This is a genomic window from Demequina lignilytica, from assembly GCF_030418305.1.
GTDB lineage: Bacteria > Actinomycetota > Actinomycetes > Actinomycetales > Demequinaceae > Demequina > Demequina lignilytica.
The window spans coordinates 240,625-264,133 of record NZ_JAUHPX010000001.1 but is presented as its reverse complement, the minus strand read 5'-3'; the positions used below and the strand labels follow the sequence as shown (position 1 = coordinate 264,133).

Genomic DNA, 23,509 nt, shown 5'->3' with positions numbered 1-23,509 from the left:
CATGGCTGACGTCGAGGTGCTGGTCGCCGTCACGGACCCCGAGGTCCCGCTGCCGCGGTACTCCCATCCGGGAGACGCCGGCGCGGACATCACGACACGCGAGGACGTCACGCTGGCCCCGGGGGAGCGGCGCACCGTTCCGACCGGCCTGCGGATCGCCCTGCCGCAGGGCTACGCGGCGTTCGTGCACCCGCGCTCGGGCCTCGCGGCGCGGCACGGCGTGACGGTGGTCAACGCTCCAGGCACGGTCGACGCGGGATACCGCGGAGAGATCGCCGTGACGCTGCTGAACACCGATCCGGCCGCGAGCGTCACGCTCGCCAAGGGCGACCGGATCGCCCAGCTGGTCATCCAGCGTGTCGAGGCGGCCGACTTCGTCCCCGTCGCCGACCTGCCCGGGTCGCACCGGGGCGAGGGCGGCTTCGGCTCCACGGGGGCCTCGTGACCCAGCGCGACGTCCAGGACATCGGGACCGTCGAGCCCCGCGCCGTCGCGCGCGTGGTCGGCCGCGTGGTGGCGGTGCAGGTCGAGCCCTCCGACGCCCCGCCGGCCTTCACGGTCCGGCTCGAGGACCGCACCGGGCGCCTCGAGGCGGTCTTCATGGGGCGCCGCGAGGTCCCGGGCATCACCCCGGGCATCACGCTCGAGGTCGAGGGCTGCGTGTGCGCGACCGAGTCGCTCCCACGCCTGTACAACCCCCGCTACGAGCTGGCCGCGTCCGCGTGAAGGCCGACGACTCCGCGGCGGGCCGCCTCCTCGGAGGCGACAGCTTCTCCATGCATGAGGCCATCGGCGGATGGCGCGGCTTCATCGAGTCGTCCGCCCCCGGCATCGCCTTCGTGGCCGCCTACGTGATCGTGGGGGGATTCCGGGTGCCCGTGATCGCGGCGGTGGCCGTGATGGCCGTGCTCGTCGTCGCGCGGGTGATCCAGCGGACCCCTCCGACCCAGGCCCTGTCGGGCGCCATCGGCGTCGCCATCGGCGCGATCTGGGCCTGGCGCTCGGGCGACGCGTCCGGGTACTTCGTGCCGGGGCTGTGGCTGAACGCCGCCTACCTCGCCGGCATCCTGCTGAGCATGGCCGTCGGCTGGCCGGTCGTCGGCATCGTCATGGGCCTGCTGCGCGGCGAGGGGACGCGCTGGCGTGCCAACCCCGCGGAGCGACGTCGCTTCCAGCTCGCCTCGGCGGTGCTCGCCGCGATGTTCGCCCTGCGTCTCGCGGTGCAGGTGCCCCTGCTGCTGGCCGATCAGACCGCGGTGCTGGGCACCGTGAAGCTCGCGATGGGCGTCCCGCTGTTCGCCCTCACGCTGTGGGGCGTGTGGCTGCTGGCCCGCGACGCAGGACCTGCTCCAGCGACTCAGGATCCGCCTCCGACGACACGATGAACATCAGCTCGTCGTGAGCCTCGAGCGTGTCGTCCGGCTCGGGCGCGATGGTGCGGTCGCCCCGCACGATGCACGAGAGCACGATGTCGACGGGCCACTGGATGTCGCGCAGCGGCACCCCGACCACGGGCGACCCGACCGGGAGCGTCACCTCGACCATCGAGGCTCCGGACTGCCGGAAGGTGAACACGCGCACGAGGTCGCCGACAGCGACGGCCTCCTCGACCATCGCCGTCATGATGCGCGGCGTCGAGACCGCGACGTCGACGCCCCATTGGGCGTCGTACATCCACTCGTTGCGAGGGTTGTTCACCCGGGCGACCGTCCGCGGGACGCCGAACTCGGTCTTCGCGAGGAAGGACACCACGAGGTTCGCCTTGTCGTCCCCGGTCGCCGCGACGACCACGTCCATCTGCTCGACGCCGGCGTCGCGGAGCGCGGACATCTCGCACACGTCGGCGAGCATCCACTCGGCCTCGGCGACCTGGGCGACGCGCATCGCCGCGGGGCTGCTGTCGACCAGGAGCACCTCGTGACCGTGCTCGAGAAGGTCGCGGGCGATCGAGCGGCCCACCGACCCCGCGCCGGCGATCAGCACCTTCATCGCTTCACCTCCGGTGCCTGGCCGGTGACCCGGACCGGGTCGATCCCGTCGCGCGGCGCGAGCACGAAGTACGCCTCGTCGCCCTCCTGCACCACCGTCCCCGCGCCCGGCAGCATCGCCTCGCCGAACCGCAGCAGGTAGGCCAGGCGCGCGTGCGCACGGTCCTGCACCTCGGCGTACGGGCGTCCCACCCAGCCCTCGTGCAGCTGCAGGCGGCGCAGCGACACGCCGGCGGACGGGTCCGCGTACAGGTCCTCGGTGCCGCCGGGCAGCAGGCGGGACACGATCTGCTCGGCGGTCCACGGCACCGGAGCGACCGTCGGGATGCCGAGCCTGCGGTACACCTCCGCGCGGCCCGAGTCTGCGATGCGGGCGACCACGTTGTCGACGCCGTACGTCTCCCTCACCACGCGCGCGGCGAGGATGTTGGAGTTGTCGCCGTCCGAGACGGCCGCGAACCCGTAGGCGTCCTCGACGCCCGCGGAGACCAGCGTGTCGCGGTCGAAGCCGATGCCCGTGATCCGCTGACCCTTGAACGTCGACGGCAGCCGCCGGAAGGCGTCGCCGGACTGGTCGATGACCGCGACGGTGTGGCCACGAGCCTCGAACTCCGTCGCGAGCGTGGCGCCCGTGCGGCCGCAGCCCATGATCACGATGTGCACGGCAACCCACCGTATACCCGTTGAGCCTAGGATGGTGCGACGTGCGGAGGTTTCTCGAGAGCCTGAAGATGCTGGTCTTCGGCCGTCCCATCGCGACCGGCCGGGAGCAGCGGATGGCGCTGAGGACGCGCCTCGCCCTGCCGGTCTTCGGCGCGAGCCTGCTGTCGACCGTGGCGTACGCGCCGGACGCGGTGCTCGACGCGCTGCGCAAGGGCGGCCAGGGGACGGCGCTCCCGTGGATGGCCGCGGGCGTGTGCGCGATCATGATCCTGCTCGGGTTCGCCTACCGGTCGAACGTGCGCAAGCATCCCGACGAGCGCGGCGACTACGGCACCGTCCAGGACCAGCTCGGGCCCACGGCGGGGATGGTCACCGGCGCGGCCCTGCTGGTCGACTACATCTTCACCGTCGCCGTGTCCGTCGCGGCGATCGCCCAGTTCGCCGAGTTCGTGCTGCCCGTCCTCGAGGGCTACCACACGGGCATCGCGCTCGCCGCGATCGTGATCATGACGCTCGCGAACCTCCGCGGCATCCGCGAGCGTGCCCGGGTCATGCTCGCGGTCTGGTTCGGGTTCCTGCTCGTGATCGGCGCGCTCGCTCTCGTGGGGGCGCTCCAGGGCGACCTCGCCGGCACCGCCACCGTGAAGGCGGACGCGACCTGGTCCGCCGCGTTCTCGTTCGCCGGGGCGATCGCCTCGGGCGCGGTCATGCTCACGGGGATCGAGCACCTCGCCTCCTCCGCGCCGTATCACGCGGAGCCGCGGGCGAAGCGCGCGGGGCGCACGCTGATCCTCGCGGTGCTCGCAGGCGCGGCCGCCTTCCTCGCCGCCTCGCTCCTCGTGTGGAAGTACCGGGTGTCCGGCTGGCAGCAGGGGCCCGTGCTCCTGCAGGCCGCGGAGCGCATGTTCGACCATCCGGCCGCGCTGTGGGCGGTCGCCGTACCCACCATCGCGATCCTGTACGCGGCTGCGTCCGCGGTGTTCCGCCGCTTCTCCGGCCTCACGTCGCTGCTGGCGCGCGACGCGTACCTGCCTCGGCAGCTGTCGCAGCAGAGCGACCGGCTCGTGTTCCGCGGTGGAGTCATCTGGGTGTCGAGCGCGTCCGCGCTGCTGGTGATCGGGACGGGCGCCCGCCTCGAGCAGCTGGTGCACATGTACCTGATCGGCGCCTTCGCCGCGATCGTGCTGAGCCAGGTGGCCATGGTGCGGTTCCAGCGGCGGCGGATCGCGCTCGAGCTGCGGGGACGCGGCCGGCTGCGCATGCAGGGGACGCGGGTGCTGCACGCCGCCGCCGCGACGGTGGGCGCCGGCGTGTGGATCGTGGTCGCGGTCTTCAACTTCTCGGCGGGCGCCTGGCTCGCTCTGCTCCTGGTGCTCCTGCTGGTGTTCCTGATGCGCGGGATCCGGCAGCACTACGCCCACGTCCGTGAGCAGCTCGCGATCGAGACCGACGACCCGGCTTCGGCGCGCCCGAGCGCGACCCACGGCATCGTCCTGGTCGCGCAGCTCCACCGGCCCGCGCTGCGAGCCATCGCCTACGCCAAGGCCGCCCGCCACTCGAGCCTCGAGGCGGTGGGCGTCCAGATCGACCGCAACGCGACCGTCGAGCTCCAGCGGCGCTGGGGCGAGCTCGACCTCGGGGTCCCGCTGGTGATCCTCGACTCGCCCTACCGCGACCTGGTCACGCCCGTCCTCGATCATGTCCGCTCGATCCACCGCGTCTCGCCGCGCGACATGGTGGTCGTGTACGTGCCGGAGTACATCGTGGGCCGCTGGTGGGAACGGTTCCTCCACAACCGCGCCTCGATGCGGCTGCGGGAGCGGCTGCTGACCATCCCGCGCGTGGTGGTCGCGGCCGTGCCGTGGCACCTCGAGTCCGCGCTCGGCACCCTCGAGTCCGAGGCGCTCACGCGTGAGCTGCCCCGTGTCGAGCTCCGGGAGGCGGGCCAGGATGGCTGAGCTCGTCCGGCTGGACGTCGGCAAGGTCGCACACGGCGGCCACTGCGTCGCCCGCCATGAGGGCCGAGTCGTATTCGTGCGCCACGCCCTCCCCGGCGAGGTGGTGATGGCCCGGGTCACCGAGGGCGGGGACGATGCGCGGATGTGGCGCGCGGACGCCGTCGAGGTGCTCGAGGCGTCGCCCGACCGGGTGCCGTCGGTCTGGCCCGAGGCGGGCCCGGGCGGCATCGGGGGAGGGGAGCTCGCTCACGTGGCGCTGCCCGCGCAGCGGCGCTGGAAGCTCGACGTGCTCCGCGAGTCGTTCGAGCGCTTCGCCCGCGTCGAGTTCCCGGGCGAGGTCGCCCCGGCGCCCGGCGACGACGCTCGCGGCGGCCTGCGGTGGCGCACCCGCGCGACGGCGACGGCCGGGCCGGATGGGCGCGCGTCCATGCATCTGCACCGGGGGGACGGCATGCGCCCGCTCGGCGCGCTGCCCATCGCCGTCGAGGCGGTCGAGCGCGCCCTCCTGGACGGCAGGTTCCCCGCGGGATCGCGCGTCGCCGCGGTCGCGCCCGGCGGGGGCGAGGCGAGGCTGCTGGTCGACGGTCGTCCGTGGCGCGGCGGACGCGCCGACACCCGGCCGAACGCGCCCCGGCGCGTGCGGGAGTCCGTCGAGACTCCCCAGGGCCGGTGGGACTACCAGGTCGATGCCGCCGGCTTCTGGCAGGTGCACGTCGAGGCGCCGCACGTGCTGGTCGAGCAGGTGCTGAGCCGCGTCGGCGAGGCCGACGTGGTCCTCGATCTGTACGCGGGGGCGGGGCTGTTCACCGTCCCGCTCGCCTCGCAGGGACGCAGCGTGACGTCCGTCGAGGCCGACGCAGGCGCCTCCCGCGACGCCCGTCGGAACGCGCACGCGTTGCCGTCGGCCGGGATCGTCCACGCGGACACCCGGCGCTTCCTCGAGACCCAGCGTCCCACCGCCGACGCGGTGGTCCTGGATCCACCGCGCTCCGGGGCGGGGGCCCGCACCCTCGCCGCGGTGGACGCCACGGCGGCGCGGAGGCTCGTGTACGTGGCCTGCGACCCCGTCGCGCTCGCGCGCGACGTCGCGCTGCTCGCCGGGCACGGGTTCCGGCTGGTGGAGGCGCAGGCGTTCGACCTCTTCCCCATGACGCACCACGTGGAGACCGTGGCGACGTTCGAACGGTCCTGACCCCGAGCATCGTCCCTCGCAGGCCGCGCCATCCGCAGATCAGAAATACCGCTGATGTTCCGCCGACCGCGACGGTTCCGGCGCCGCGGGTGCGGATAGGATGGCCGGAGGCCCGAAGACGGGAGTCCCCGAGACCGCGGAGGAGATCGCATGAGCGTGAACACCCTTGGATCCAAGTCGACGCTGACGGTAGGCACGAAGGAGTACGAGATCTTCCGTCTCGGCGCGGTTCCAGGGTTGGAGCGCCTGCCGTACTCGCTGAAGATCCTCGCCGAGGCGCTGCTGCGCACGGAGGACGGCGCGAACATCACCGCCGACCACGTCCACGCCCTCGCCGCGTGGGACCCGACCGCCGAGCCCGACACCGAGATCCAGTTCACGCCCGCGCGGGTGGTCATGCAGGACTTCACCGGCGTGCCCTGCGTGGTCGACCTGGCGACCATGCGCGAGGCGGTCGCGGAGCTCGGGGGCGACCCCAGCGCGATCAACCCGCTGGCTCCCGCCGAGCTGGTCATCGACCACTCGGTGGTCATCGACATCTTCGGCCGCCGCGACGCGCTCGACATGAACACCGCGCTCGAGTACCAGCGCAACCGCGAGCGCTACCAGTTCCTGCGCTGGGGACAGACCGCGTTCGACAACTTCAAGGTGGTGCCGCCGGGCACGGGGATCGTCCACCAGGTCAACCTCGAGTACCTGGCGCGAGGCGTCATGACCAAGGACGTGGACGGCCTGACCCAGGCGTACCCGGACTCCTGCGTCGGCACGGACTCCCACACCACGATGATCAACGGCCTGGGCGTGCTCGGCTGGGGCGTCGGCGGCATCGAGGCCGAGGCGGCCATGCTGGGCCAGCCCGTCTCGATGCTCATCCCCAAGGTGGTGGGCTTCAAGCTGACCGGCGCGATCCCCGCGGGCGCGACCGCGACCGACGTGGTGCTCACGATCACGGAGATGCTGCGCGCGCACGGCGTGGTGGGCAAGTTCGTGGAGTTCTACGGTGAGGGCGTCGGCGCCGTGCCGCTCGCCAACCGCGCGACCATCGGCAACATGAGCCCCGAGTTCGGCTCGACCGCCGCGATCTTCCCGATCGACTCCGTCACCATCGACTACCTGCGGCTCACGGGCCGCACCCCGGACCAGGTCGCCCTCGTCGAGGCGTACTGCAAGGAGCAGGGCCTCTGGCACGACCCCGCGCGCGAGCCCGTGTTCTCCGAGTACCTCGAGCTCGACCTGTCCACCGTGGTGCCGTCGATCGCGGGTCCCAAGCGTCCGCAGGACCGAGTCGCGCTGTCGGAGTCGAAGCCGCAGTTCGAGAAGGCCATCGAGACCGTCCGCACGGGCGACGCGAAGGCCGCGACCTACGTGAACGAGGCGGGCGAGTCCGTGCCGCTCAAGGACGGCGACGTGGTGATCGCCTCGATCACCTCCTGCACGAACACGTCCAACCCGTCGGTGATGCTGGCGGCCGCGCTGCTGGCGCGCAACGCCAACGCGAAGGGCCTGAGCTCGAAGCCGTGGGTCAAGACGTCGATGGCGCCCGGCTCGCAGGTGGTGACGGACTACTACGAGAAGGCCGGCCTGTGGCCCGATCTCGAGGCGCTCGGCTTCCACCTGGTGGGCTACGGCTGCACCACCTGCATCGGCAACTCGGGCCCGCTGCCGGAGCCGGTCTCCGGCGCCGTGAACGATCACGACCTCACGGTGGTCTCGGTGCTGTCGGGCAACCGCAACTTCGAGGGCCGGATCAACCCGGACGTGAAGATGAACTACCTCGCGTCGCCGCCGCTGGTCATCGCGTACGCGCTCGCCGGCACCATGGACCACGACTTCGAGACCGAGCCGCTGGGCCAGGACTCCGCGGGCAACGACGTGTTCCTCAAGGACATCTGGCCCGACCCGAGCGAGGTCGAGGCGATCGTGCAGTCGGCGATCACCCAGGAGATGTTCGAGAAGGACTACGCGGACGTGTTCGCGGGCGACGAGCGCTGGCGCGGGCTGCCCACCCCGGAGGGCAGCACCTTCGAGTGGGACGACGCCTCGACCTACGTGCGGAAGGCGCCGTACTTCGACGGGATGGGGATAGAGCCGGAGCCGGTCCAGGACATCGCGGGCGCGCGCGTCCTCGCGCTGCTGGGGGACTCGGTGACGACCGACCACATCTCGCCCGCCGGATCCATCAAGGCGGACAGCCCCGCGGGCCTCTACCTGGCGTCGCACGGCGTGGACCGCAAGGACTTCAACAGCTACGGCTCGCGCCGCGGCAACCACGAGGTCATGATCCGCGGCACCTTCGCGAACATCCGGCTGAAGAACCTGCTGCTGGCGGGCGAGGACGGCTCGGTGGTCGAGGGCGGCTTCACCAGGAACCTGCTGACGGGCGAGCAGACCACGATCTACGACGCGTCGGTCGCGTACCAGGAGGCGGGCATCCCGCTGGTGGTGCTGGCGGGCAAGGAGTACGGCTCCGGCTCGTCGCGCGACTGGGCGGCCAAGGGCACCAGCCTGCTCGGCGTGCGCGCCGTCATCACCGAGAGCTTCGAGCGCATCCACCGCTCGAACCTCATCGGCATGGGCGTGATCCCGTTGCAGTTCCCCGCGGGTGAGAGCGCCGCGTCGCTCGGCCTCGACGGCACGGAGACGTTCGACATCACGGGCATCGCTGCGTTCTCGGCGGGCGAGCACCCGCGCACGCTGCCGGTGACCGCGACCAAGGCGGACGGCTCCGTGATCGCGTTCGACGCCGTGGTGCGCATCGACACGCCCGGCGAGGCGGACTACTTCCGCAACGGCGGCATCCTCCAGTACGTGCTGCGGTCGCTGGTGAGCTGACGCCCCGGGAAGCGTGACGGCCCCGTCCGGCGTTGAGCCGGGCGGGGCCGCATCCGTCCAGGCCGTACAGTGAGAGTTCCGACAGTAAGGAGTCATGCGTGCTGGAGCGCATCGGGTCGCCGCGCGACCTCAAGGATCTGACAGACGCGGAGCTCGACGAGCTCGCCGCGGAGATCCGCGACTTCCTGGTCGACAACGTGTCCCGCACCGGCGGCCACCTGGGCCCCAACCTGGGCGTGGTCGAGCTCACCATCGGCATCCACCGCGTGTTCGACTCGCCCCATGACTCGATCGTGTTCGACACCGGGCATCAGTCATACGTGCACAAGCTGCTCACGGGTCGGCGCGACTTCTCGAACCTCCGCAGGCGCGGCGGGCTGGCGGGCTACCCGGCACGGGACGAGAGCGTCCACGACATCGTCGAGAACTCCCACGCCTCGACGGCGCTGTCCTGGGCCGCCGGGATCGCCCGCGGGCACACGCTCCGAGGTGAGGACGGCCGCACCACGGTCGCCGTCATCGGCGACGGCGCGCTGACTGGCGGCATGGCGTGGGAGGCCCTCAACTCGCTGGGCGCCTCCCACGACCGGGTGGTGGTGATCGTCAACGACAACGGGCGCTCGTACGCGCCGACCATCGGCGGGCTGGCGCGCAAGCTCGACGGGATCCGCACCGATCGTCGGTACGAGCAGTTCCTCGGCTGGGGCAAGCGCACGTTCGCGAACCGCGGCCGTTTCAGGAACTTCGCCTACCTCTCCGTCATGCACGGGAAGCGGGCGCTCAAGGGCCTGCTCACCGACCAGGGCATGTTCGCGGATCTCGGGATCAAGTACATCGGACCGATCGACGGCCACGACCAGCGTCACGTCGAGCGTGCGCTCGAGCAGGCGCGGGAGCTCGGCGGGCCGGTGCTGGTCCACGTGCTCACGGAGAAGGGCCGCGGGTACAGTCCGGCGGAGCAGGACGATGCGGACCGCTTCCACGCGGTGGGCAGGATCCACCCGGAGACCGGGCTGCCGATCGAGGCGTCTCGCTTCGGGTGGACCTCGGTGTTCGCGGACGAGATGCTGGCGGCGGGGGAGGACCGGCCCGACGTCGTGGCGCTGACCGCGGCCATGCTCGCCCCCGTGGGGCTCCAGCCGTTCGCCGACGCGCACCCGGATCGCGTGATCGACGTCGGCATCGCCGAGCAGCACGCCGTCACCTCGGCCGCGGGCCTCGCATACGCCGGCCTGCACCCCGTGGTGGCGGTCTACGCGACCTTCCTCAACCGGGCGTTCGACCAGGTGCTTATGGACGTCGCGCTGCACAAGGCGGGCGTGACGTTCATGCTCGATCGCGCCGGCATCACCGGTGACGACGGTCCCAGCCACAACGGCATGTGGGACATGGCGCTGCTCCGGCACGTGCCGGGGCTGCGACTGGCAGCCCCGCGCGATGAGCCGACCCTGCGCCAGGCCTTCAGGGACGCGCTCGACGTCGACGACGCGCCGACCGTGGTGCGGTACCCGAAGGGCGCCGTTCCCGAGCCTCTCCCGGCCCTGCGCAGCGTCGGGGACATCGACGTGCTCGCGGAGCACGGCGAGGATCCCCGGGTCGTGGTCGTCGGGCTGGGATCCATGGCCGCGACCGCGGTCGAGACCGTCGGGAAGATCGCCGCGGAGGGCATCTCGGCGATCGCTATCACCGCCACCTGGGCGCACCCGGTGCCCGGGGGCCTGCTGGAGGCGATCGGCGGGGCGGAGCTGGTCGTGACGGTCGAGGACGGCCTCACGGACGCGGGCCTCGGCGAGGAATGGGCGGCCTACGCGCGTCTCGCCGGGACGCCGGCGCAGTGGAGCCACCACGGCGTGCCGCGCGAGTTCCTCCAGCACGCCACCCGCGCGCAGATCGTCGATGACCTGGGCCTCGACGCGTCGGACCTCGCCGCGCACGCGCTGGGGCTCATCACCCGCGACTGACCCCCCCGCATCGTCCCGCGTGGACGATCTGTGCACGAAACCGAGCGGTTCCGTGCACCGAGCGTCCATCTCGGGGGTGGAGCCGGGGTGGAGCCGGGCCGCGCTCAGTCCCCGGCGGCGTCCGTACCTGCGGTCGGGTTCTCGAACGCCTCCGCGAGCTCGGGCGCGGTGAGATCGATCTGCCACGGGCGCGCGCCGCGGCCCGCGAGGAACTCCCTGATCCACGGCTCGCCGCCGCCGCGGTACTCCCAGCAGGCTCGCCGGAGCGCGTCGGGCTGCAGGAGGTTCTCGGCCGGGATGTCGAGCCGGTCGACCAGCGCGGCGATCCTCGCGCGCGAGGCACCGAGCCGCGCGAACGCCTCGGGCCGCTTGTCCTTCCACACGCGCTGCTGCGGCGGGCCGTCTCCCTGAGGCGCGCGTCGCGCGGGGAGCTGATCCTCGGGCAGCGCCATGGCCGCCTCGACGGCCGTGTACCACTGCGCCGCACGGCGCCGCGTGCCCTTGGACTGGAACTCCCTCACCTTGAGCAGGTCGTCCAGCGAGCCCGGCTTCGCCTGTGCGGCGGCCACGATGGCCTGGTCGCGCAGGACCCGGCCCGGGGAGGTGTCCCGTCGGCGCGCCTCGGCGTCGCGGGCCTCCCACAGCGACCTGACGATCGCGAGGGACCGCGCATCCCTGACCTGGTGGCTGCCGGAGGTGCGCCGCCACGGGTCCTCGCGCGGCGCGGGCGGGGGAGCCAGCCGGACCGCCTCGAACTCCTGCTGCGCCCACACGAGCTTGTCCGCCGCCGCGAGGTGGGTGGCGAGCCTGGTGTGCAGGTCGAGCAGCACCTCGACGTCGAGCGCGGCGTACACGAGCCAGTCGTGGGGGAGTGGACGCGTCGACCAGTCCTGTGCCGAGTGCTCCTTCGCGAGCGCGAACCCCAGCTCGCGTTCGACCACGGCGGCGAGGCCCACCCGCGGCCATCCGAGCAGGCGGGCCGCGAGCTCCGTGTCGAACACGCGTGCCGGCTCCAGGCCGAGCTCGCGCATGCCGGGCAGGTCCTGGCTGGCGGCGTGGAAGACCCACGTCGCGGAGCCGATCGCCTCGCCCAGCGGGGACAGATCGGTGATCGCGGCGGTGTCGATGAGCGCGATGCCCGCGCCGGCGCGTTTGAACTGCGCCAGGTACGTGGCCTGGCCGTAGCGGAAACCGGAGGCGCGCTCGGCGTCGGCGGCGACGGCGCCGGCACCGCTCGCGAACGCGGCGCACACCTCGGCGAACGCCTCGGGCGTGTCGACGATGTCGGGGACGCCCCCCTCCGGCTCGGTGAGCGGGATGGGGTCGGTCGCCTGGTCGACGGACGATGCGGCGGACTCGGTCACGCGGTCCTTCCCGGCAGCGGGCGCACGCCCTCGGGCGTCGGCGGGATGCCTGCGCAGGCTGCCATCAGATCGGTCCACGCCGCGATGTGCGGCGCGAGATCGGTGGTGGTGGGCGTCCACGACGCCCGCAGCTCGACGGTGACCTCGTCGGGACGCTCGGCCAGCTCGCCGAACGAGGTCGAGGTCACCTTGGTCACGGTACCGCCCCTGGCGCGGTGCGGGACCCCCGCGAGCGCGTCGCTGAGCCACGACCAGGCGACCTCGCCCCACAGCTCGTCGCGACCCACCTCGGGCTCGACGACCGCCTTGACGAGAGCGATGATGCGCATCGTCCCCTCCCAGGCAGGCTGGCCGTCGGGGTCGTGCAGGACGACGAAGCGCCCCGATGCCTCGAGGCCGTGGACGTCCAGCTCGCCCGACACCGCAGCCGCGTAGGGTGCGATGCGGCCGGGCGCGGGCACCTCGGCGAGCCGCACGTCGCGGTGCGTGGGCGCCCCGCGCAGGGACAGCAGCGCCGCGCGGAAGTCCGCGGGGGCGGCGTCGAGGTCCTCTGCCATACGGGGAGCCTATTCCCGAGCCCGCGTGCCAGCGCGTACGCCACGCGCCGCACGACCGTCTAGGCTGGACAGCGTCTCTCCTGAAACCCCCGACCAAGGATGAACGATGGCGCTTGCTCAGATCGGCGTGACCGGACTTGCGGTGATGGGCCGCAACCTCGCGCGCAACTTCGCCCGCAACGGCTTCACGGTGGCGGTGCACAACCGCTCGGCGGAGAAGATGCGGTCGCTGATCGCGGAGCACGGCGACGAGGGCGACTTCATCGGCTCGGAGAGCCTCGAGGACTTCGTCGCGTCGCTTCAGGTGCCGCGCACGGTCGTCGTCATGGTCCAGGCGGGCGGCCCCACCGACGCCGTCATCGACCAGCTCACGACCCTGCTCGAGCCGGGCGACATCATCGTCGACGCCGGCAACGCGCTCTACACGGACACCATGCGCCGTGAGAAGGACCTCGCGGCCAAGGGCCTGCACTTCGTGGGCTCCGGCGTCTCCGGCGGCGAGGAGGGAGCGCTCCTCGGCCCGTCGATCATGCCCGGCGGCCCCGCGGAGTCCTACGTGACCCTCGGCCCGATCCTCGAGAAGATCGCCGCGAAGGCGGAGGATGGCACGCCCTGCTGCGTCCACATCGGTCCCGACGGCGCCGGCCACTTCGTCAAGATGGTGCACAACGGCATCGAGTACGCCGACATGCAGCTGATCGGCGAGGCGTACGACCTGCTCCGCACGGGCCTCGACCTGAACCCGGCGGAGATCGCGGAGATCTTCGCCGAGTGGAACCAGGGCGACCTCGAGAGCTTCCTCATCGAGATCACCGCCGAGGTGCTCCGCCAGACCGACGCGCGCACCGGCAAGGCGCTGGTCGATGTCATCAAGGACGAGGCGGGCCAGAAGGGCACCGGCCGCTGGACCGTGAAGTCGGCGCTGGACCTGGGAGTCCCCGTGACGGGCATCGCGGAGGCGACGTTCGCTCGTGCGATCTCGTCGCAGGTCAAGCAGCGCGAGGCCGCCCGCGGCGTGCTCACCGCGTCGACCGGCGACTTCCACATCAACAACCGCGAGGGCTTCATCGAGGACGTGCGGCTCGCGCTGTACGCCTCGAAGGTGGTCGCGTACGCGCAGGGCTTCGACCAGATCCGGGCCGCCTCCGAGGAGTTCGGCTGGGACATCACCCTGGGCGACATGGCCAAGATCTGGCGCGCGGGCTGCATCATCCGCGCGCGCTTCCTCGACCGCATCACGCAGGCCTTCGAGCGCGACGCCGATCTCCCGACGCTGCTGGTCGACCCCTACTTCGCCGACGAGATCGCGGAGGGCGTGGGCGCCTGGCGCCGCGTGGTGGCCCAGTCCGCGCTCACCGGCGTCCCCGCGCCGGCCTTCGCGTCCTCCCTCGCGTACTACGACTCGCTGCGCGCCGAGCGCCTCCCCGCGGCCCTCATCCAGGGGCAGCGCGACTTCTTCGGCGCGCACACCTACAAGCGCGTCGACGTCGACGGCACCTTCCACACGCTGTGGTCGGGCGACCGGTCCGAGGTGGAGGCGTAGTCAGCGCCTCAGCCAGCGGGTGACGGTCGCGCCGTCGCCCACGAGCTCGAGGGCGGGCGTGAAGCCCTGCGGCGGCGTGGGCGCGGGCCTGCCCTGGGCTCCGCCGGGGACGGACGATGCGGTCATCCAGGCCTCGTCGACCACGCCTCGCTGAAGGAGGCGGCCGGCGAGGGTCGGCCCGCCCTCGCACAGGACGCGCGTCATCCCGCGCGCGGCGAGCTCGCTCATGGCGGTGCGCGGCGACACGTCGTCGGGGCCCGTCACGATGATCCGGCCGGCCCAGTCCGGGCCGAGCCGGGTGACCGCGGGGGAGCCTGCGTGCGTGAGGACCCAGGTGTGCTCCGGGGTGAGGCCCGGCGGCAGGATCCCGCCATGCGTGACGACGGCGACCGCCGGGAGCGCGCGCAGCCCCTGGCGGGCGCGACCCGCGGCGAGAGCCTCCGGGAGCGCGATGTCCGCGTAGCGCTCCCTGCGCGCCGCCTGGCCTCCCACGAGCACCACGTCGCACGCGGCCCGGAGGACGGCGGCGACCCGGGAGCCGGCCGGTGTCGCGAGGCTGCGCGCGCCGCCGTCGGGCCCGGTGGCACGGCCGTCCGCGCTCACCACCATCGCGAGGCGGACGGTGCTCGGCCGCTGCGCAGCGAGCGCGCTCAGCCGCGCCTCCGCGTCGTCCGGATCGATGCGCTCCGGCGTGCCGCCGGACAGCGTGAGCGCCCCCTCCGCCATGGCCCCTCCTTGGACCTCGCCCGCTCCGGCGCCCCGTAGGCTGGGCGCCGTGACCGTCACAGTGCTGGGCCGGAGGCCGCTCGTCGACCCGTCCGACCTGGTGGCCGCCCTGGTGCCGCCCCCGCACTTCGACGGGGCGACGCTCGACACGTACCTTCCGGACCCTGCGCATCCCAGTCAAGCACAGGCGCTCGCCGCGGTCGCGCGGTTCGCCGCGCCGCATCTCAGGCGCGTGCGCCTCGGGCGCAGGGGACCCGGCACCGGGATCTACCTGGACGGCGGCTTCGGCGTGGGCAAGACCCACCTGCTCGCCGCTGTCGCGCACGCGCTCCGGGGACGCGCGGCGTTCGGCACCTTCGTGGAGTACACGAACCTGGTCGGGGCGCTCGGCTTCGCGGCCGCGCGCGACGCCCTGTCGCGCTTCGCGGTGGTCGCGATCGACGAGTTCGAGCTCGACGACCCCGGTGACACGCTCATCATGGCGAGGCTCATGCGGGAGCTCACCGACGCGGGCACGTGCATCGCGGCGACGTCGAACACGCTGCCCGACGCCCTGGGGGAGGGCCGGTTCGCGGCGGAGGACTTCCAGCGGGAGATCCAGGCCGTGTCCCGGGTGTTCGAGGTGATCCGGATCGACGGTCCGGACTACCGCCACCGGGGGGACCTGGAGTTCCCGCCGCCCGCGTCGGAGGAGCTTCTCGGCTCGCTCGCCGGCACCGCGGGCGGCGCGCGCGTCGGATGGCCCGCTCTGGTCGCCGACATCGCTCAGGTCCACCCGAGCCGGTACGGCGCGTACGTCGACGGCGTGACCGCCCTGGCGGTCGACGGCGTCGCTCCGCTCGACGACCAGAACCAGGCGCTGCGGGTGGTCGCCCTGGTCGACCGCCTCTACGACCGCGACGTGGCGATCGCGGCGTCGGGGGAGCCGCTCACGGCGATCTTCCCGCCGGAGATGCTGCGCGGCGGCTACCGCAAGAAGTACCTGCGCGCCCTGTCGCGGCTCGAGTCGATGGCGCACGCCGCGCTCGGCGACCGGGTCGTCTGAGCGGTCAGGCGGGGACGTCGGCGACGATGCTGTCGCCGCGGACGGCGAGGGCCGCGCCGGCCGTGAGCGCGGCGAGGTCGGCGTCGAAGGCGTCGAGATGCCGGGGCGGCACCATCAGGACGATGCGCGCCGCCGCGCCGTACTCCGGCTCGCCCACCGCGCCTCCGTGTGCGGGGGCCCAGCCGTGGGCGAAGGACAGGATCCGGCCGGCCTCGGCGTGCGGGACGTCCACGGTGACGCGGGTGAGCACCCGGCGGCTCAGCAGCGTCGCCCCATCCAGCGTCTGCGCGACCGATGCCGTGTACGCGCGCACCAGGCCGCCGGCGCCCAGGAGCGTGCCTCCGAACCAGCGGCTCACCACCGCGACCACGTCGGTCACGTCGCGGTGGCGCAGCACCTCCAGCATCGGCACCCCCGCGGTGCCCGACGGCTCCCCGTCGTCCGAGCTGCGCTGACGGTCCGCGTGGACGCCCAGCACCATCGCGGTGCAGTGATGCCGCGCGTCCCACCGCTGCCTGCGGATCCCTGAGATCACGGCCTCGGCCTCCTCCATGGACGCGACGGGCGCGAGATGGGTGAGGAACACGGACCTCTTGATCACCAGCTCGTGCTCGACGGGAGCGGCGATCGTGGCGGGGAGGTCGGGGGTCACCCGGGACACCCTAGCGACCCTTGCGGCGGCCCTTCCGACGGGACGCCGGCGGCTCACGGTCGGCGTCGGCCCGCTCCGTCAGCAGCGCGCCCAGGCGTGCCCGCTCGGCGCTCACGTCGAAGCCGGGCGGCGGCCAGGACGGGTTCATGTCGGTCAGCGTGTCGACCAGCAGCTGGGTGACCGCGAGCCGGGCGTACCACTTGCGGTCGGCGGGGATCACGTGCCATGGGGCGCTCGGCGTCGAGGTGTGGTCGAACACGTCCTGGTAGGCGTGCATGTAGTCGTCCCACCGCTCTCGCGCGTCGATGTCGGAGGGGTTGTACTTCCAGAACTTCTCCGGACGCTCGAGGCGCTCGGCGAGCCGCGCGAGCTGCTCGTCGGGGGAGATCATGAGCGCGCACTTCACGACCGTGATGCCCGCCTCCTCGGTCTGCCTCTCGAAGCGTTCGATCTCGCGGTACCGCTCGAGCCAGGGGTCGCCGTCGACCAGGCCGTCGACGCGCACCACCAGCACGTCCTCGTAGTGCGAGCGGTCGAAGACCCCGATCCGGCCGGCGCGCGGCAGGGCCCGCCGGATGCGCCAGAGGTAGTGGTGGCGACGCTCCTCGGGCGTGGGGACGCCGAACGACCGCACCTGGACGCCCTGCGGGTCGACCATGCCGAGCACGTGGCGCGAGATACCGCCCTTGCCCGACGTGTCCATGCCCTGGAGCACCAGCAGGACGGCGCGTGAGCCGCCGGCACGGCTCTCCGCGTAGAGCTTCTCCTGCAGCTCCGACAGCCGCCCGCCCAGGGTCGCGATCGCCGCCTCACCGGCCGCCTTGCCCCCGTCGAACCCGGGTGTTGCCGAGGTGTCGAATCCGCCCAGATCGAATCCGGGTCCCACGCGCAGGATGTCCGACGGGCGGACCTGCCACCCGCGGCCGTGCCTCGCGATCCGCAGCGCCATGGGTGCCTCCCTCATCGGTGGTCTCGCTCACCACCCTAGACCGGGCCCGGCCTGGTAGACAGGAGGAAGGGCGCTCGGGAACGCGTCCCGAGGGGGTGTGCGATGAGCAGCGGTGGCAACGCGGGCGCGAACGCGGGATGGGGAGGCACATACTTCCTCGCGATGATCGGCTCGGCGGTGTGGTTCTGGCAGCAGGCCGAGGGCTTCTGGGAGCACGTCGGGGCGCTGCTCCAGGCGCTCGTCTGGCCGGCGTTCCTGATCTACGACCTGTTCGAGCTCCTCAACGCCTAGACCGCCGGGACGTCCTCCGGGTCCTCGGCGGCTTCGGGCGTGCCCCCGCGCAGCACGCCGAACAGCGCCGCTGCCGCGGCGAGGATCAGCGAGCCCAGCACCACGTCCCACGGGCTCAGGGGCCGCATCGTCACGAGCAGCAGCACCAGGATCGCCCCCAGCCAGGGCCACAGCAGCCAGCCGTGGCGGCGCAGCACGGCTGGCACGCCCTCCGGGCGCCACCCCCGCGCATCGAGCCGCGACGCCCCGCGCTCGAGCAGGTCGGCGCCGGAGCGTCGCGCCGCGGCGGCCCCGGCCGAGCGCCCGGCGAGCAGCCCCGCGGCGATGGCGATCACTCCGAGCACCACCCAGGCGAGCATGACCGCGGCCATCTCCCCGGTCAGCGCGCCGTAGATCGCCGCGGTCGCGGCGGTGGGCACCTGGGTCGCGATGAGCGCCGCTGCCACGGAGCCGCCGATCGCGATGGCGCCGCCGATGATGGCGCCGACCACGAGCAGGAGCGTGCCGGCGACGATCACGGCGCGCGGGCGGCGCGGGTGGACCACGACGCCGACGATCAGGAGCACGATCGCGATCCACGGCAGCACGTCGCCGACCGTCGTGAGGACGGAGTAGCCGAGGCGTGCCTTCGCGATCGCCGGGACCTCGGCGACCGTGATGGTCGCGGTCACCTCGGGGATCGAGTCCGCGAGCGTGAATCCGGCGTCGACCAGCGCGGGCTTGAGCTCGGCGATGATCGGCGCGAGCTGGATGGCGACCGTGCCCGAGTCGTCGATCGCGACGGCGCCGTCCGCGTCGGCCTCCATGACGGCCACCAGCTGCGCGTGCGTGAGCCGGAGCGCCTGCTCCCACACGGTGGAGAACGCGTCGGACTCGACCACGGTGGTCAGCGCGCTGCGGATCGCGACCCTGGCCTGGTCGGCGAGCAGGGGACCGAGCAGCTCGGAGGCCTGGGCGAGCCGCGGCGTGGAGTCGGCGTCGATGACGCCGTCGAGCAGCTCGGCGACCAGCGCGTCGGTGTCGAGCGCCTGATCGATCGCCGCGGACGCCTCGGACACGATGAGGGCCTGCACGGCGGGATCCGCGGACAGCGGCGCGAGCGTCGCGACGAACGTGTCGGTGTCGCTGACCTGGCGGGAGGCGAATCCGGCGACCATGGCGAGGGGTGCGATCACCGTGCCGAGGACGATCAGGAGGATGCCGAGGAACGCGCGACCGCGCATGCGCGGGGCGGGCGGTGAGGGGACCGGCTCCGCGGGAGCGGGCTCCGGGGAGGGCGCTGCGGCCGTCTCGAGCGCTCCGCGCAGCTGCGCGTTCTCCTGCTCGAGCTCGCGCAGGCGAGCCTCGATCTGTGCCTTGGTCGGTCCGGCCATGATGGATCCCCCTGGTGCCTCGTGGCGGCGCATGCGCGGGCGCGACCCGCCCGCACGGACGAGCCTAGGGGTACGGTGGGGCCGCGCGCATCGTGCCCCTCCGGTCCCGTGTCAGCCCGCGCGGGCCACCAGGGCGACCGCGTCGGGAGCGAGCGAGATCCCTTCCGGCCCGGAGGCGACGTTGCCGAAGGTGGCGAGCACCTCGCCGGCCGGCACCGCCATCGGGGAGCCCGAGAGGTTCGCGTGGACCGCGACGGGGCCGTGCATGGTGAGCTGACGGGGCTGCTGCTCCGACGCCCCGGCGGGGTGGCGCTCCCAGGCGGCGGGGTCGAGCGTGCGCGTCCGCACCTCCATGATGTCCGCGAGCCAGGCGACGATGCGCTCGTTGGTGCCGGTGGTCGCCGCGACGCCCGCGCCCAGCTTCGACCGCAGGAAGGTCCGGCGGTCCTGCGGGTCGGGGACGTCGACGTGACCGCCGTAGAGCTGCTCCCAGCCGTGGCCCGCGAACTCGCTCATCCGACCCTCGGAGACGGCCGAGCCGAGCGGCTCGTCGTGGTCCGTGAAGAACATGAACGGCCTGGTCTCGCCGTGCTCCTCGCCCATGAAGAGCATGGGTGTGAAGGGCGACAGCAGCACGAGCGCGAGCGAGGCCGCCTGGCCGCCCGCGGTGAGCCGGGACGCCGGACGGTCGCCGATCGCGCGGTTGCCGACCTGGTCGTGGTTGGAGGCGAAGACCACGAAGCGGCGCCGGTCGAGGTCGGGCGGCACGGGCGCGCCCCAGTCCTCTCCTCGGAACGTCGAGTAGGAGCCGTCGTGGACGAACACCTCGCGGTAGACCTTGTCGAGCGCCTCGATCGACCCGAAGTCGCAGTAGTACCCGTGGGTCTCGCCCGTCAGGTAGGCGTGGAGCGCGTGGTGGACGTCGTCCGCCCACTGGGCGTCCATCCCCAGGCCGCCGTCGGCGGTCGGGGTGACCATGCGCACGTCGTTGAGGTCGGACTCCGCGATGAGCGAGAGGGGGCGGCCCAGCCGCGCGGACAGCTCCGCGGTGCGGTCCGACAGCTCCGCGAGGATGTGGCGATCAGAGTCGTCCACCAGCGCGTGGACGGCGTCGAGACGCAGCGCGTCGACGTGGAAGTCCTCGAACCACCGCAGTGCGTTGTCCACGATGAACGCGCGCATGCCCGCGGCCTCGGGCTGATCCAGGTTCACCGCCCAGCCCCACGGCGTCTCGTGGGCGTCCGTGAAGTAGGGACCGAACTGCGCCAGGTAGTTGCCGTCGGGACCGAGGTGGTTGTAGACGACGTCGAGGCAGACGGCGAGCCCGTGCGCATGCGCACGATCGACGAGCCGCTGCAGCGCCGCGGGTCCCCCGTACGGTGCGTGCACCGCGTAGAGCGAGACGCCGTCGTAGCCCCAGCCGCGCTCGCCGGGGAAGGCGGCGACGGGCATCAGCTCGATCATCTCGACGCCGCGGCGGGCGAGGTCCGCCAGCTGGCGCTCGTCGATCGCGTCGAGGGTCCCGCGCGGGGTGAAGGTGCCGATGTGAAGCTCGTACTGGACCGCGCCGAGAGCCTCACGACCGCGCCAGCCGGCGTCGTTCCACGCGTACGATCGCGCGTCGAAGGTCCGCGAGGGCCCGTGCACGCCCGCCGGCTGCCATGGCGACCGCGGGTCGGGGAAGGGGCCGCCTCCGTCGACGACGAAGGCGTAGTCGGTTCCCGCGGGCACGGCCGGCCCCGTCCACCAGCCGTCGTCGCCGCGGGACATCGAGGCGAGCGTCGCATCGTCCCCCGCGCCGAGCCGGCACTCGACGGACGATGCGTGCGGTGCCCACACCCGGATCGGCGCCGTCATGCGCGCTCCAGGAGGGCCACGGGGTGCGACCGGAGGAGGTCGGCGATCGGCACCGGGCCGCCCGCGAAGGTGCGACGACCGATCGTGTCGTGCCACTCGCCGTCGGGCAGCTGGACCGTGTGCTCGGCCCATCCGCCGAGGCGCTCGAGCTCGAGCGCGACACGGGTGGCGACGGTCACCACGATGGGCTCGTCGCCGTCGGTCCGGGCGAACACGACCGCGTGCCCGGACGACGAGGCGAGCGGGTGGTAGCCCGCCGACGGGCCGATGAAGGCGCCGGGGTGGAGGCGCCGCAGCCTCAGCGCCTCGTGGGTCACCCGCATCTTCTCCTCGTCGAGTGTGCGCGGCTTGGCCCGTCCCGCCATGCGCGCGAGGGTCTCGGCACGCGCGTCGAAGTCGACGGCGCGACGGTTGTCGGGGTCGACGAGGCTGGGCGCCAGCAGCTCCGTTCCCTGGTACACGTCGGGGATGCCGGGGATGGTGAGCTGGATGAGCTTCTGGGAGAGCACGGCGCTGCGCACGCCCTCGGCGGTCGCGCGGTTCCAGGCGAGGACCTCCTCGCGGACGGCGGGGTCGGCGTGGGTCGCCTGGGCGAACCACAGCACCTGAAGCTCGTACTGCTCGTTCACGGAGGTCCAGGTGGTGTGGGTCTTGGCCTCGCGCATCGCCTTGGTGAGGTAGCCCTCGAGGCGCTCCCACTCCATGAGCCCGTGCTCGTCGGCGGTGCCCACCAGGGTCTGCCACCAGAGGTTCTCCATGCGGCCGTCGAGCTCGACGGGACGCATCTCGGCGGTCGCGGACTGGAGCCGCGCGACGAGCGCGTCCCAGTCGTCGGCTGCCTCGGACAGCACCCCGAGCCGGGCGCGCACATCCTCGGAGCGCTTGGTGTCGTGGGTGGACAGGCAGGTCATCGCGTGAGGGTAGGTCTGCTGCTGCTCGTGCGCCCAGGCATGGAACGCGGCGGGAGGCATCGCGAAGCGGCCCGCGGGCGAGCCCACCTCGCACAGCGGGAGAAGGTGGGTCCAGCGGTAGTAGGCGGTGTCCTCGACGCCCTTCGCCATCACGGCGCCGCAGGCCTGCTGGAACCGGGTGATGAGCTCGCTGCGTCGGGCGTCGTTGGTCCGCCCGGCGGAGCCGACCTCGGCGCCCTTGAGCAGGTCGACCACCACGTCGAGCGTCTCGTGCCGCTCGGGGTCGAGCATGGTGCGCGCGCGCTCCGCGGCGTGGTCGATGACCTCGAGGGAGGTCGGCTTCGGCGGCTCGCCCGCGACCACGTACGCGCGGTAGCGGTCGAAGGTCACCAGCAGCGTGCGGAGGCAGTCGTACAGCGCCCGCCAGGTGTGATCGCGCAGGCGGACGTCGGTGGTGCAGACGTGGTGCGCGATGGTCGCGAGGCGGTGGACCTCGCTCGACAGCGAGTCCTTGACGATCTCGCGCTTGGCGGCGTCGATCATCCCGGGGAGCTCGCCCATGGCGTCGCCGGCCACCCGATGCAGGGTGCCCGCGAGCGGCGACGAGCCCGAGGGATCGCGGAGCAGCGCTCCGACGCGCCACGAGGCGTCGTAGCCGGTGGTGCCGGACGCCTTCCACGTGGTGGGCAGCCGCTCCTCGTCCTCGAGGATCTTCTCGACCACGATCCAGGCGCCGTCGGTGGCGTCCGCCAGTCGCGCGATGTAGCCCTCGGGATCGGCGAGGCCGTCCGGGTGGTCGATCCGCAGCCCGTGGATGGTGCCGTCCTTGATGAGGTCGACGATCAGCCGGTGCGTCGCGTCGAAGACGTCGGGGTCCTCGACGCGCACGGCCACCAGGGAGCCGACGTCGAAGAAGCGTCGGTAGTTCAGCTCCTCGTTGGCGACCCGCCAGTAGGCGAGCCGGTAGTGCTGCTCCTCGACCAGGGAGGCGAGGGGCAGGTTCTCGGTGCCCTCGCGCACGGGGAAGACGTGCTCGTAGTACCGCAGCACCGGCACCTCGCCCCGGTCCTCGTGTCCCGGCACGACCATGCGGTCGACCGTGAGCTCGCCGTTCGAGAGCACCGTGCCGATGCGCTGGCCGAGCACGGGCATGAGCACCGGCTCGCCGGACGTCCAGTCGACGTCGAACCAGTGCGCGTAGTCGGAGTCGGTGCCGTGCTCGAGCACGGACCACAGCGCGCGGTTGTGATACGCGGGGGTGGGGACCGCCATGTGGTTGGGCACCACGTCCGCCACGAGGCCGATGCCGCGCTCGCCTGCCCGCCACGACAGGTCGCGCAGACCGTCCAGCCCGCCCAGCGCATCGTCGATCCGGGAGTGGTCGACCACGTCGTAGTAGTGCGTGGAGCCGGGGGCGGCCGTCAGCACGGGGGAGAGGTAGAGGTGGCTCACGCCGAGCGCCTCGAAGTAGTCGAGCCGCGCCGCTGCGTCGGCGAAGGTGAAGTCCGCGCTCAGCTGCAGGCGATAGGTCGCTGTCGGCACCGGTGCGCCGGTGCGGTGCCCGGTGCGATGCGCACGTTCATGAGCGGTCTCAGGCATGGATGAAGGCCTCCCTCGGGTGTGTCCATCATGGCAGACGCACCCGAA

General features: G+C 72.8%; 20 protein-coding genes. 10 read left to right on the top strand and 10 right to left on the bottom strand.

Annotated elements, in window-relative coordinates; genetic code table 11:
- The first annotated feature begins 1 nt into the window (after position 1).
- Genes dut through QQX10_RS01230 form a run of 3 tightly spaced genes read left to right on the top strand, consistent with a single transcriptional unit; the run spans position 2 to position 1,385 of the window.
- Positions 2-445 (top strand): dUTP diphosphatase, encoded by a 444-nt coding sequence (gene dut, locus QQX10_RS01240; protein ID WP_301144365.1) that lies wholly within the window; start codon positions 2-4, stop codon positions 443-445.
- On the top strand, positions 442-726 hold the full coding sequence (locus QQX10_RS01235; protein ID WP_301144364.1) for a single stranded DNA-binding domain-containing protein: 285 nt from the start codon (positions 442-444) through the stop codon (positions 724-726). The genes dut and QQX10_RS01235 overlap by 4 nt, the downstream gene beginning before the upstream one ends.
- Positions 723-1,385 carry a DUF3159 domain-containing protein gene (locus QQX10_RS01230; RefSeq protein ID WP_301144363.1) on the top strand — a complete coding sequence of 221 codons (663 nt, stop codon included), beginning with the start codon at positions 723-725 and terminating at the stop codon, positions 1,383-1,385. The genes QQX10_RS01235 and QQX10_RS01230 overlap by 4 nt, the downstream gene beginning before the upstream one ends.
- On the opposite strand, the gene QQX10_RS01225 is transcribed toward QQX10_RS01230, so the two are convergent.
- Positions 1,303-1,989 (bottom strand): potassium channel family protein, encoded by a 687-nt coding sequence (locus tag QQX10_RS01225; protein ID WP_301144362.1) that lies wholly within the window; start codon positions 1,987-1,989, stop codon positions 1,303-1,305. The genes QQX10_RS01230 and QQX10_RS01225 overlap by 83 nt on opposite strands.
- Positions 1,986-2,651: a potassium channel family protein gene (locus QQX10_RS01220; protein WP_301144361.1), complete on the bottom strand. Its 666-nt coding sequence runs from the start codon at positions 2,649-2,651 to the stop codon at positions 1,986-1,988. Before QQX10_RS01220 ends, QQX10_RS01225 begins: the two co-directional genes overlap by 4 nt.
- Positions 2,652-2,692: 41 nt before the next feature.
- Between QQX10_RS01220 and QQX10_RS01215 the strand changes: the two genes are divergently transcribed.
- The 4 genes from QQX10_RS01215 (at position 2,693) to dxs (ending at position 10,594) form a co-directional block, all read left to right on the top strand.
- The gene (locus QQX10_RS01215) at positions 2,693-4,609 is read left to right on the top strand and encodes an APC family permease (protein ID WP_301144360.1); all 1,917 of its coding nucleotides are present in this window, start codon (positions 2,693-2,695) and stop codon (positions 4,607-4,609) included.
- Entirely contained in the window at positions 4,602-5,801 is a 1,200-nt protein-coding gene (locus QQX10_RS01210; RefSeq protein WP_301144359.1) for a class I SAM-dependent RNA methyltransferase, read from the top strand. Before QQX10_RS01215 ends, QQX10_RS01210 begins: the two co-directional genes overlap by 8 nt.
- A 150-nt stretch (positions 5,802-5,951) precedes the next feature.
- Positions 5,952-8,633 (top strand): aconitate hydratase AcnA, encoded by a 2,682-nt coding sequence (acnA, locus tag QQX10_RS01205; RefSeq protein WP_301144358.1) that lies wholly within the window; start codon positions 5,952-5,954, stop codon positions 8,631-8,633.
- 98 nt (positions 8,634-8,731) lie between these two features.
- A complete protein-coding gene (gene dxs, locus QQX10_RS01200) occupies positions 8,732-10,594 on the top strand; it encodes a 1-deoxy-D-xylulose-5-phosphate synthase (protein WP_301144357.1) in 1,863 nt (620 codons plus the stop codon).
- Between the two features lie 104 nt (positions 10,595-10,698).
- Here the strand turns inward: dxs and QQX10_RS01195 are convergent, their stop codons facing one another.
- Entirely contained in the window at positions 10,699-11,958 is a 1,260-nt protein-coding gene (locus tag QQX10_RS01195) for an HRDC domain-containing protein (protein WP_301144356.1), read from the bottom strand.
- Complete coding sequence (locus QQX10_RS01190) at positions 11,955-12,515, bottom strand: DUF3000 domain-containing protein (RefSeq protein WP_301144355.1); 561 nt, start codon at positions 12,513-12,515, stop codon at positions 11,955-11,957. Before QQX10_RS01190 ends, QQX10_RS01195 begins: the two co-directional genes overlap by 4 nt.
- 106 nt (positions 12,516-12,621) lie before the next feature.
- Here QQX10_RS01190 and gnd point away from each other — a divergent pair, with 106 nt between their 5' ends.
- Positions 12,622-14,058, top strand: a complete 1,437-nt coding sequence (gnd, locus tag QQX10_RS01185; RefSeq protein WP_301144354.1) for an NADP-dependent phosphogluconate dehydrogenase — start codon at positions 12,622-12,624, stop codon at positions 14,056-14,058.
- Here the strand turns inward: gnd and QQX10_RS01180 are convergent, their stop codons facing one another.
- A complete protein-coding gene (locus QQX10_RS01180) occupies positions 14,059-14,784 on the bottom strand; it encodes a dihydrofolate reductase family protein (RefSeq protein WP_301144353.1) in 726 nt (241 codons plus the stop codon).
- A gap of 49 nt (positions 14,785-14,833) precedes the next feature.
- Between QQX10_RS01180 and zapE the strand changes: the two genes are divergently transcribed.
- Positions 14,834-15,829, top strand: a complete 996-nt coding sequence (gene zapE, locus QQX10_RS01175) for a cell division protein ZapE (protein ID WP_301144352.1) — start codon at positions 14,834-14,836, stop codon at positions 15,827-15,829.
- 4 nt (positions 15,830-15,833) lie between these two features.
- Here zapE and QQX10_RS01170 read toward each other — a convergent pair whose 3' ends face one another.
- Together QQX10_RS01170 and QQX10_RS01165 are read right to left on the bottom strand one after the other, a co-directional pair.
- Positions 15,834-16,481 (bottom strand): IMPACT family protein, encoded by a 648-nt coding sequence (locus QQX10_RS01170; RefSeq protein ID WP_301144351.1) that lies wholly within the window; start codon positions 16,479-16,481, stop codon positions 15,834-15,836.
- A 10-nt stretch (positions 16,482-16,491) separates the two neighbouring features.
- A complete protein-coding gene (locus tag QQX10_RS01165) occupies positions 16,492-17,430 on the bottom strand; it encodes a polyphosphate kinase 2 family protein (RefSeq protein ID WP_301144350.1) in 939 nt (312 codons plus the stop codon).
- A gap of 102 nt (positions 17,431-17,532) precedes the next feature.
- Here QQX10_RS01165 and QQX10_RS01160 point away from each other — a divergent pair, with 102 nt between their 5' ends.
- A complete protein-coding gene (locus tag QQX10_RS01160; protein WP_301144349.1) occupies positions 17,533-17,721 on the top strand; it encodes a hypothetical protein in 189 nt (62 codons plus the stop codon).
- Here the strand turns inward: QQX10_RS01160 and QQX10_RS01155 are convergent.
- From QQX10_RS01155 to treY, 3 genes are all read right to left on the bottom strand, one after another.
- Positions 17,718-19,094 (bottom strand): hypothetical protein, encoded by a 1,377-nt coding sequence (locus QQX10_RS01155; protein ID WP_301144348.1) that lies wholly within the window; start codon positions 19,092-19,094, stop codon positions 17,718-17,720. The genes QQX10_RS01160 and QQX10_RS01155 overlap by 4 nt on opposite strands.
- Positions 19,095-19,205: 111 nt before the next feature.
- A complete protein-coding gene (gene treZ / locus QQX10_RS01150; RefSeq protein WP_301144347.1) occupies positions 19,206-20,951 on the bottom strand; it encodes a malto-oligosyltrehalose trehalohydrolase in 1,746 nt (581 codons plus the stop codon).
- Positions 20,948-23,461, bottom strand: a complete 2,514-nt coding sequence (gene treY, locus QQX10_RS01145) for a malto-oligosyltrehalose synthase (protein WP_301144346.1) — start codon at positions 23,459-23,461, stop codon at positions 20,948-20,950. Before treY ends, treZ begins: the two co-directional genes overlap by 4 nt.
- Between the last annotated feature and the right edge of the window lie 48 nt (positions 23,462-23,509).

Excerpts from the sequence above, each read along its gene's own strand:
- dut (WP_301144365.1), top strand. The coding sequence starts at position 2 with ATGGCTGACGTCGAGGTGCTGGTCGCCGTCACGGACCCCGAGGTCCCG.
- QQX10_RS01180 (WP_301144353.1), bottom strand. The coding sequence starts at position 14,784 with ATGGCGGAGGGGGCGCTCACGCTGTCCGGCGGCACGCCGGAGCGCATC.
- QQX10_RS01155 (WP_301144348.1), bottom strand. The coding sequence starts at position 19,094 with ATGGCCGGACCGACCAAGGCACAGATCGAGGCTCGCCTGCGCGAGCTC.
- QQX10_RS01165 (WP_301144350.1), bottom strand. The coding sequence starts at position 17,430 with ATGGCGCTGCGGATCGCGAGGCACGGCCGCGGGTGGCAGGTCCGCCCG.
- QQX10_RS01210 (WP_301144359.1), top strand. The coding sequence starts at position 4,602 with ATGGCTGAGCTCGTCCGGCTGGACGTCGGCAAGGTCGCACACGGCGGC.
- QQX10_RS01160 (WP_301144349.1), top strand. The coding sequence starts at position 17,533 with ATGAGCAGCGGTGGCAACGCGGGCGCGAACGCGGGATGGGGAGGCACA.
- treY (WP_301144346.1), bottom strand. The coding sequence starts at position 23,461 with ATGCCTGAGACCGCTCATGAACGTGCGCATCGCACCGGGCACCGCACC.
- QQX10_RS01225 (WP_301144362.1), bottom strand. The coding sequence starts at position 1,989 with ATGAAGGTGCTGATCGCCGGCGCGGGGTCGGTGGGCCGCTCGATCGCC.
- acnA (WP_301144358.1), top strand. The coding sequence starts at position 5,952 with ATGAGCGTGAACACCCTTGGATCCAAGTCGACGCTGACGGTAGGCACG.
- treZ (WP_301144347.1), bottom strand. The coding sequence starts at position 20,951 with ATGACGGCGCCGATCCGGGTGTGGGCACCGCACGCATCGTCCGTCGAG.
- QQX10_RS01190 (WP_301144355.1), bottom strand. The coding sequence starts at position 12,515 with ATGGCAGAGGACCTCGACGCCGCCCCCGCGGACTTCCGCGCGGCGCTG.
- gnd (WP_301144354.1), top strand. The coding sequence starts at position 12,622 with ATGGCGCTTGCTCAGATCGGCGTGACCGGACTTGCGGTGATGGGCCGC.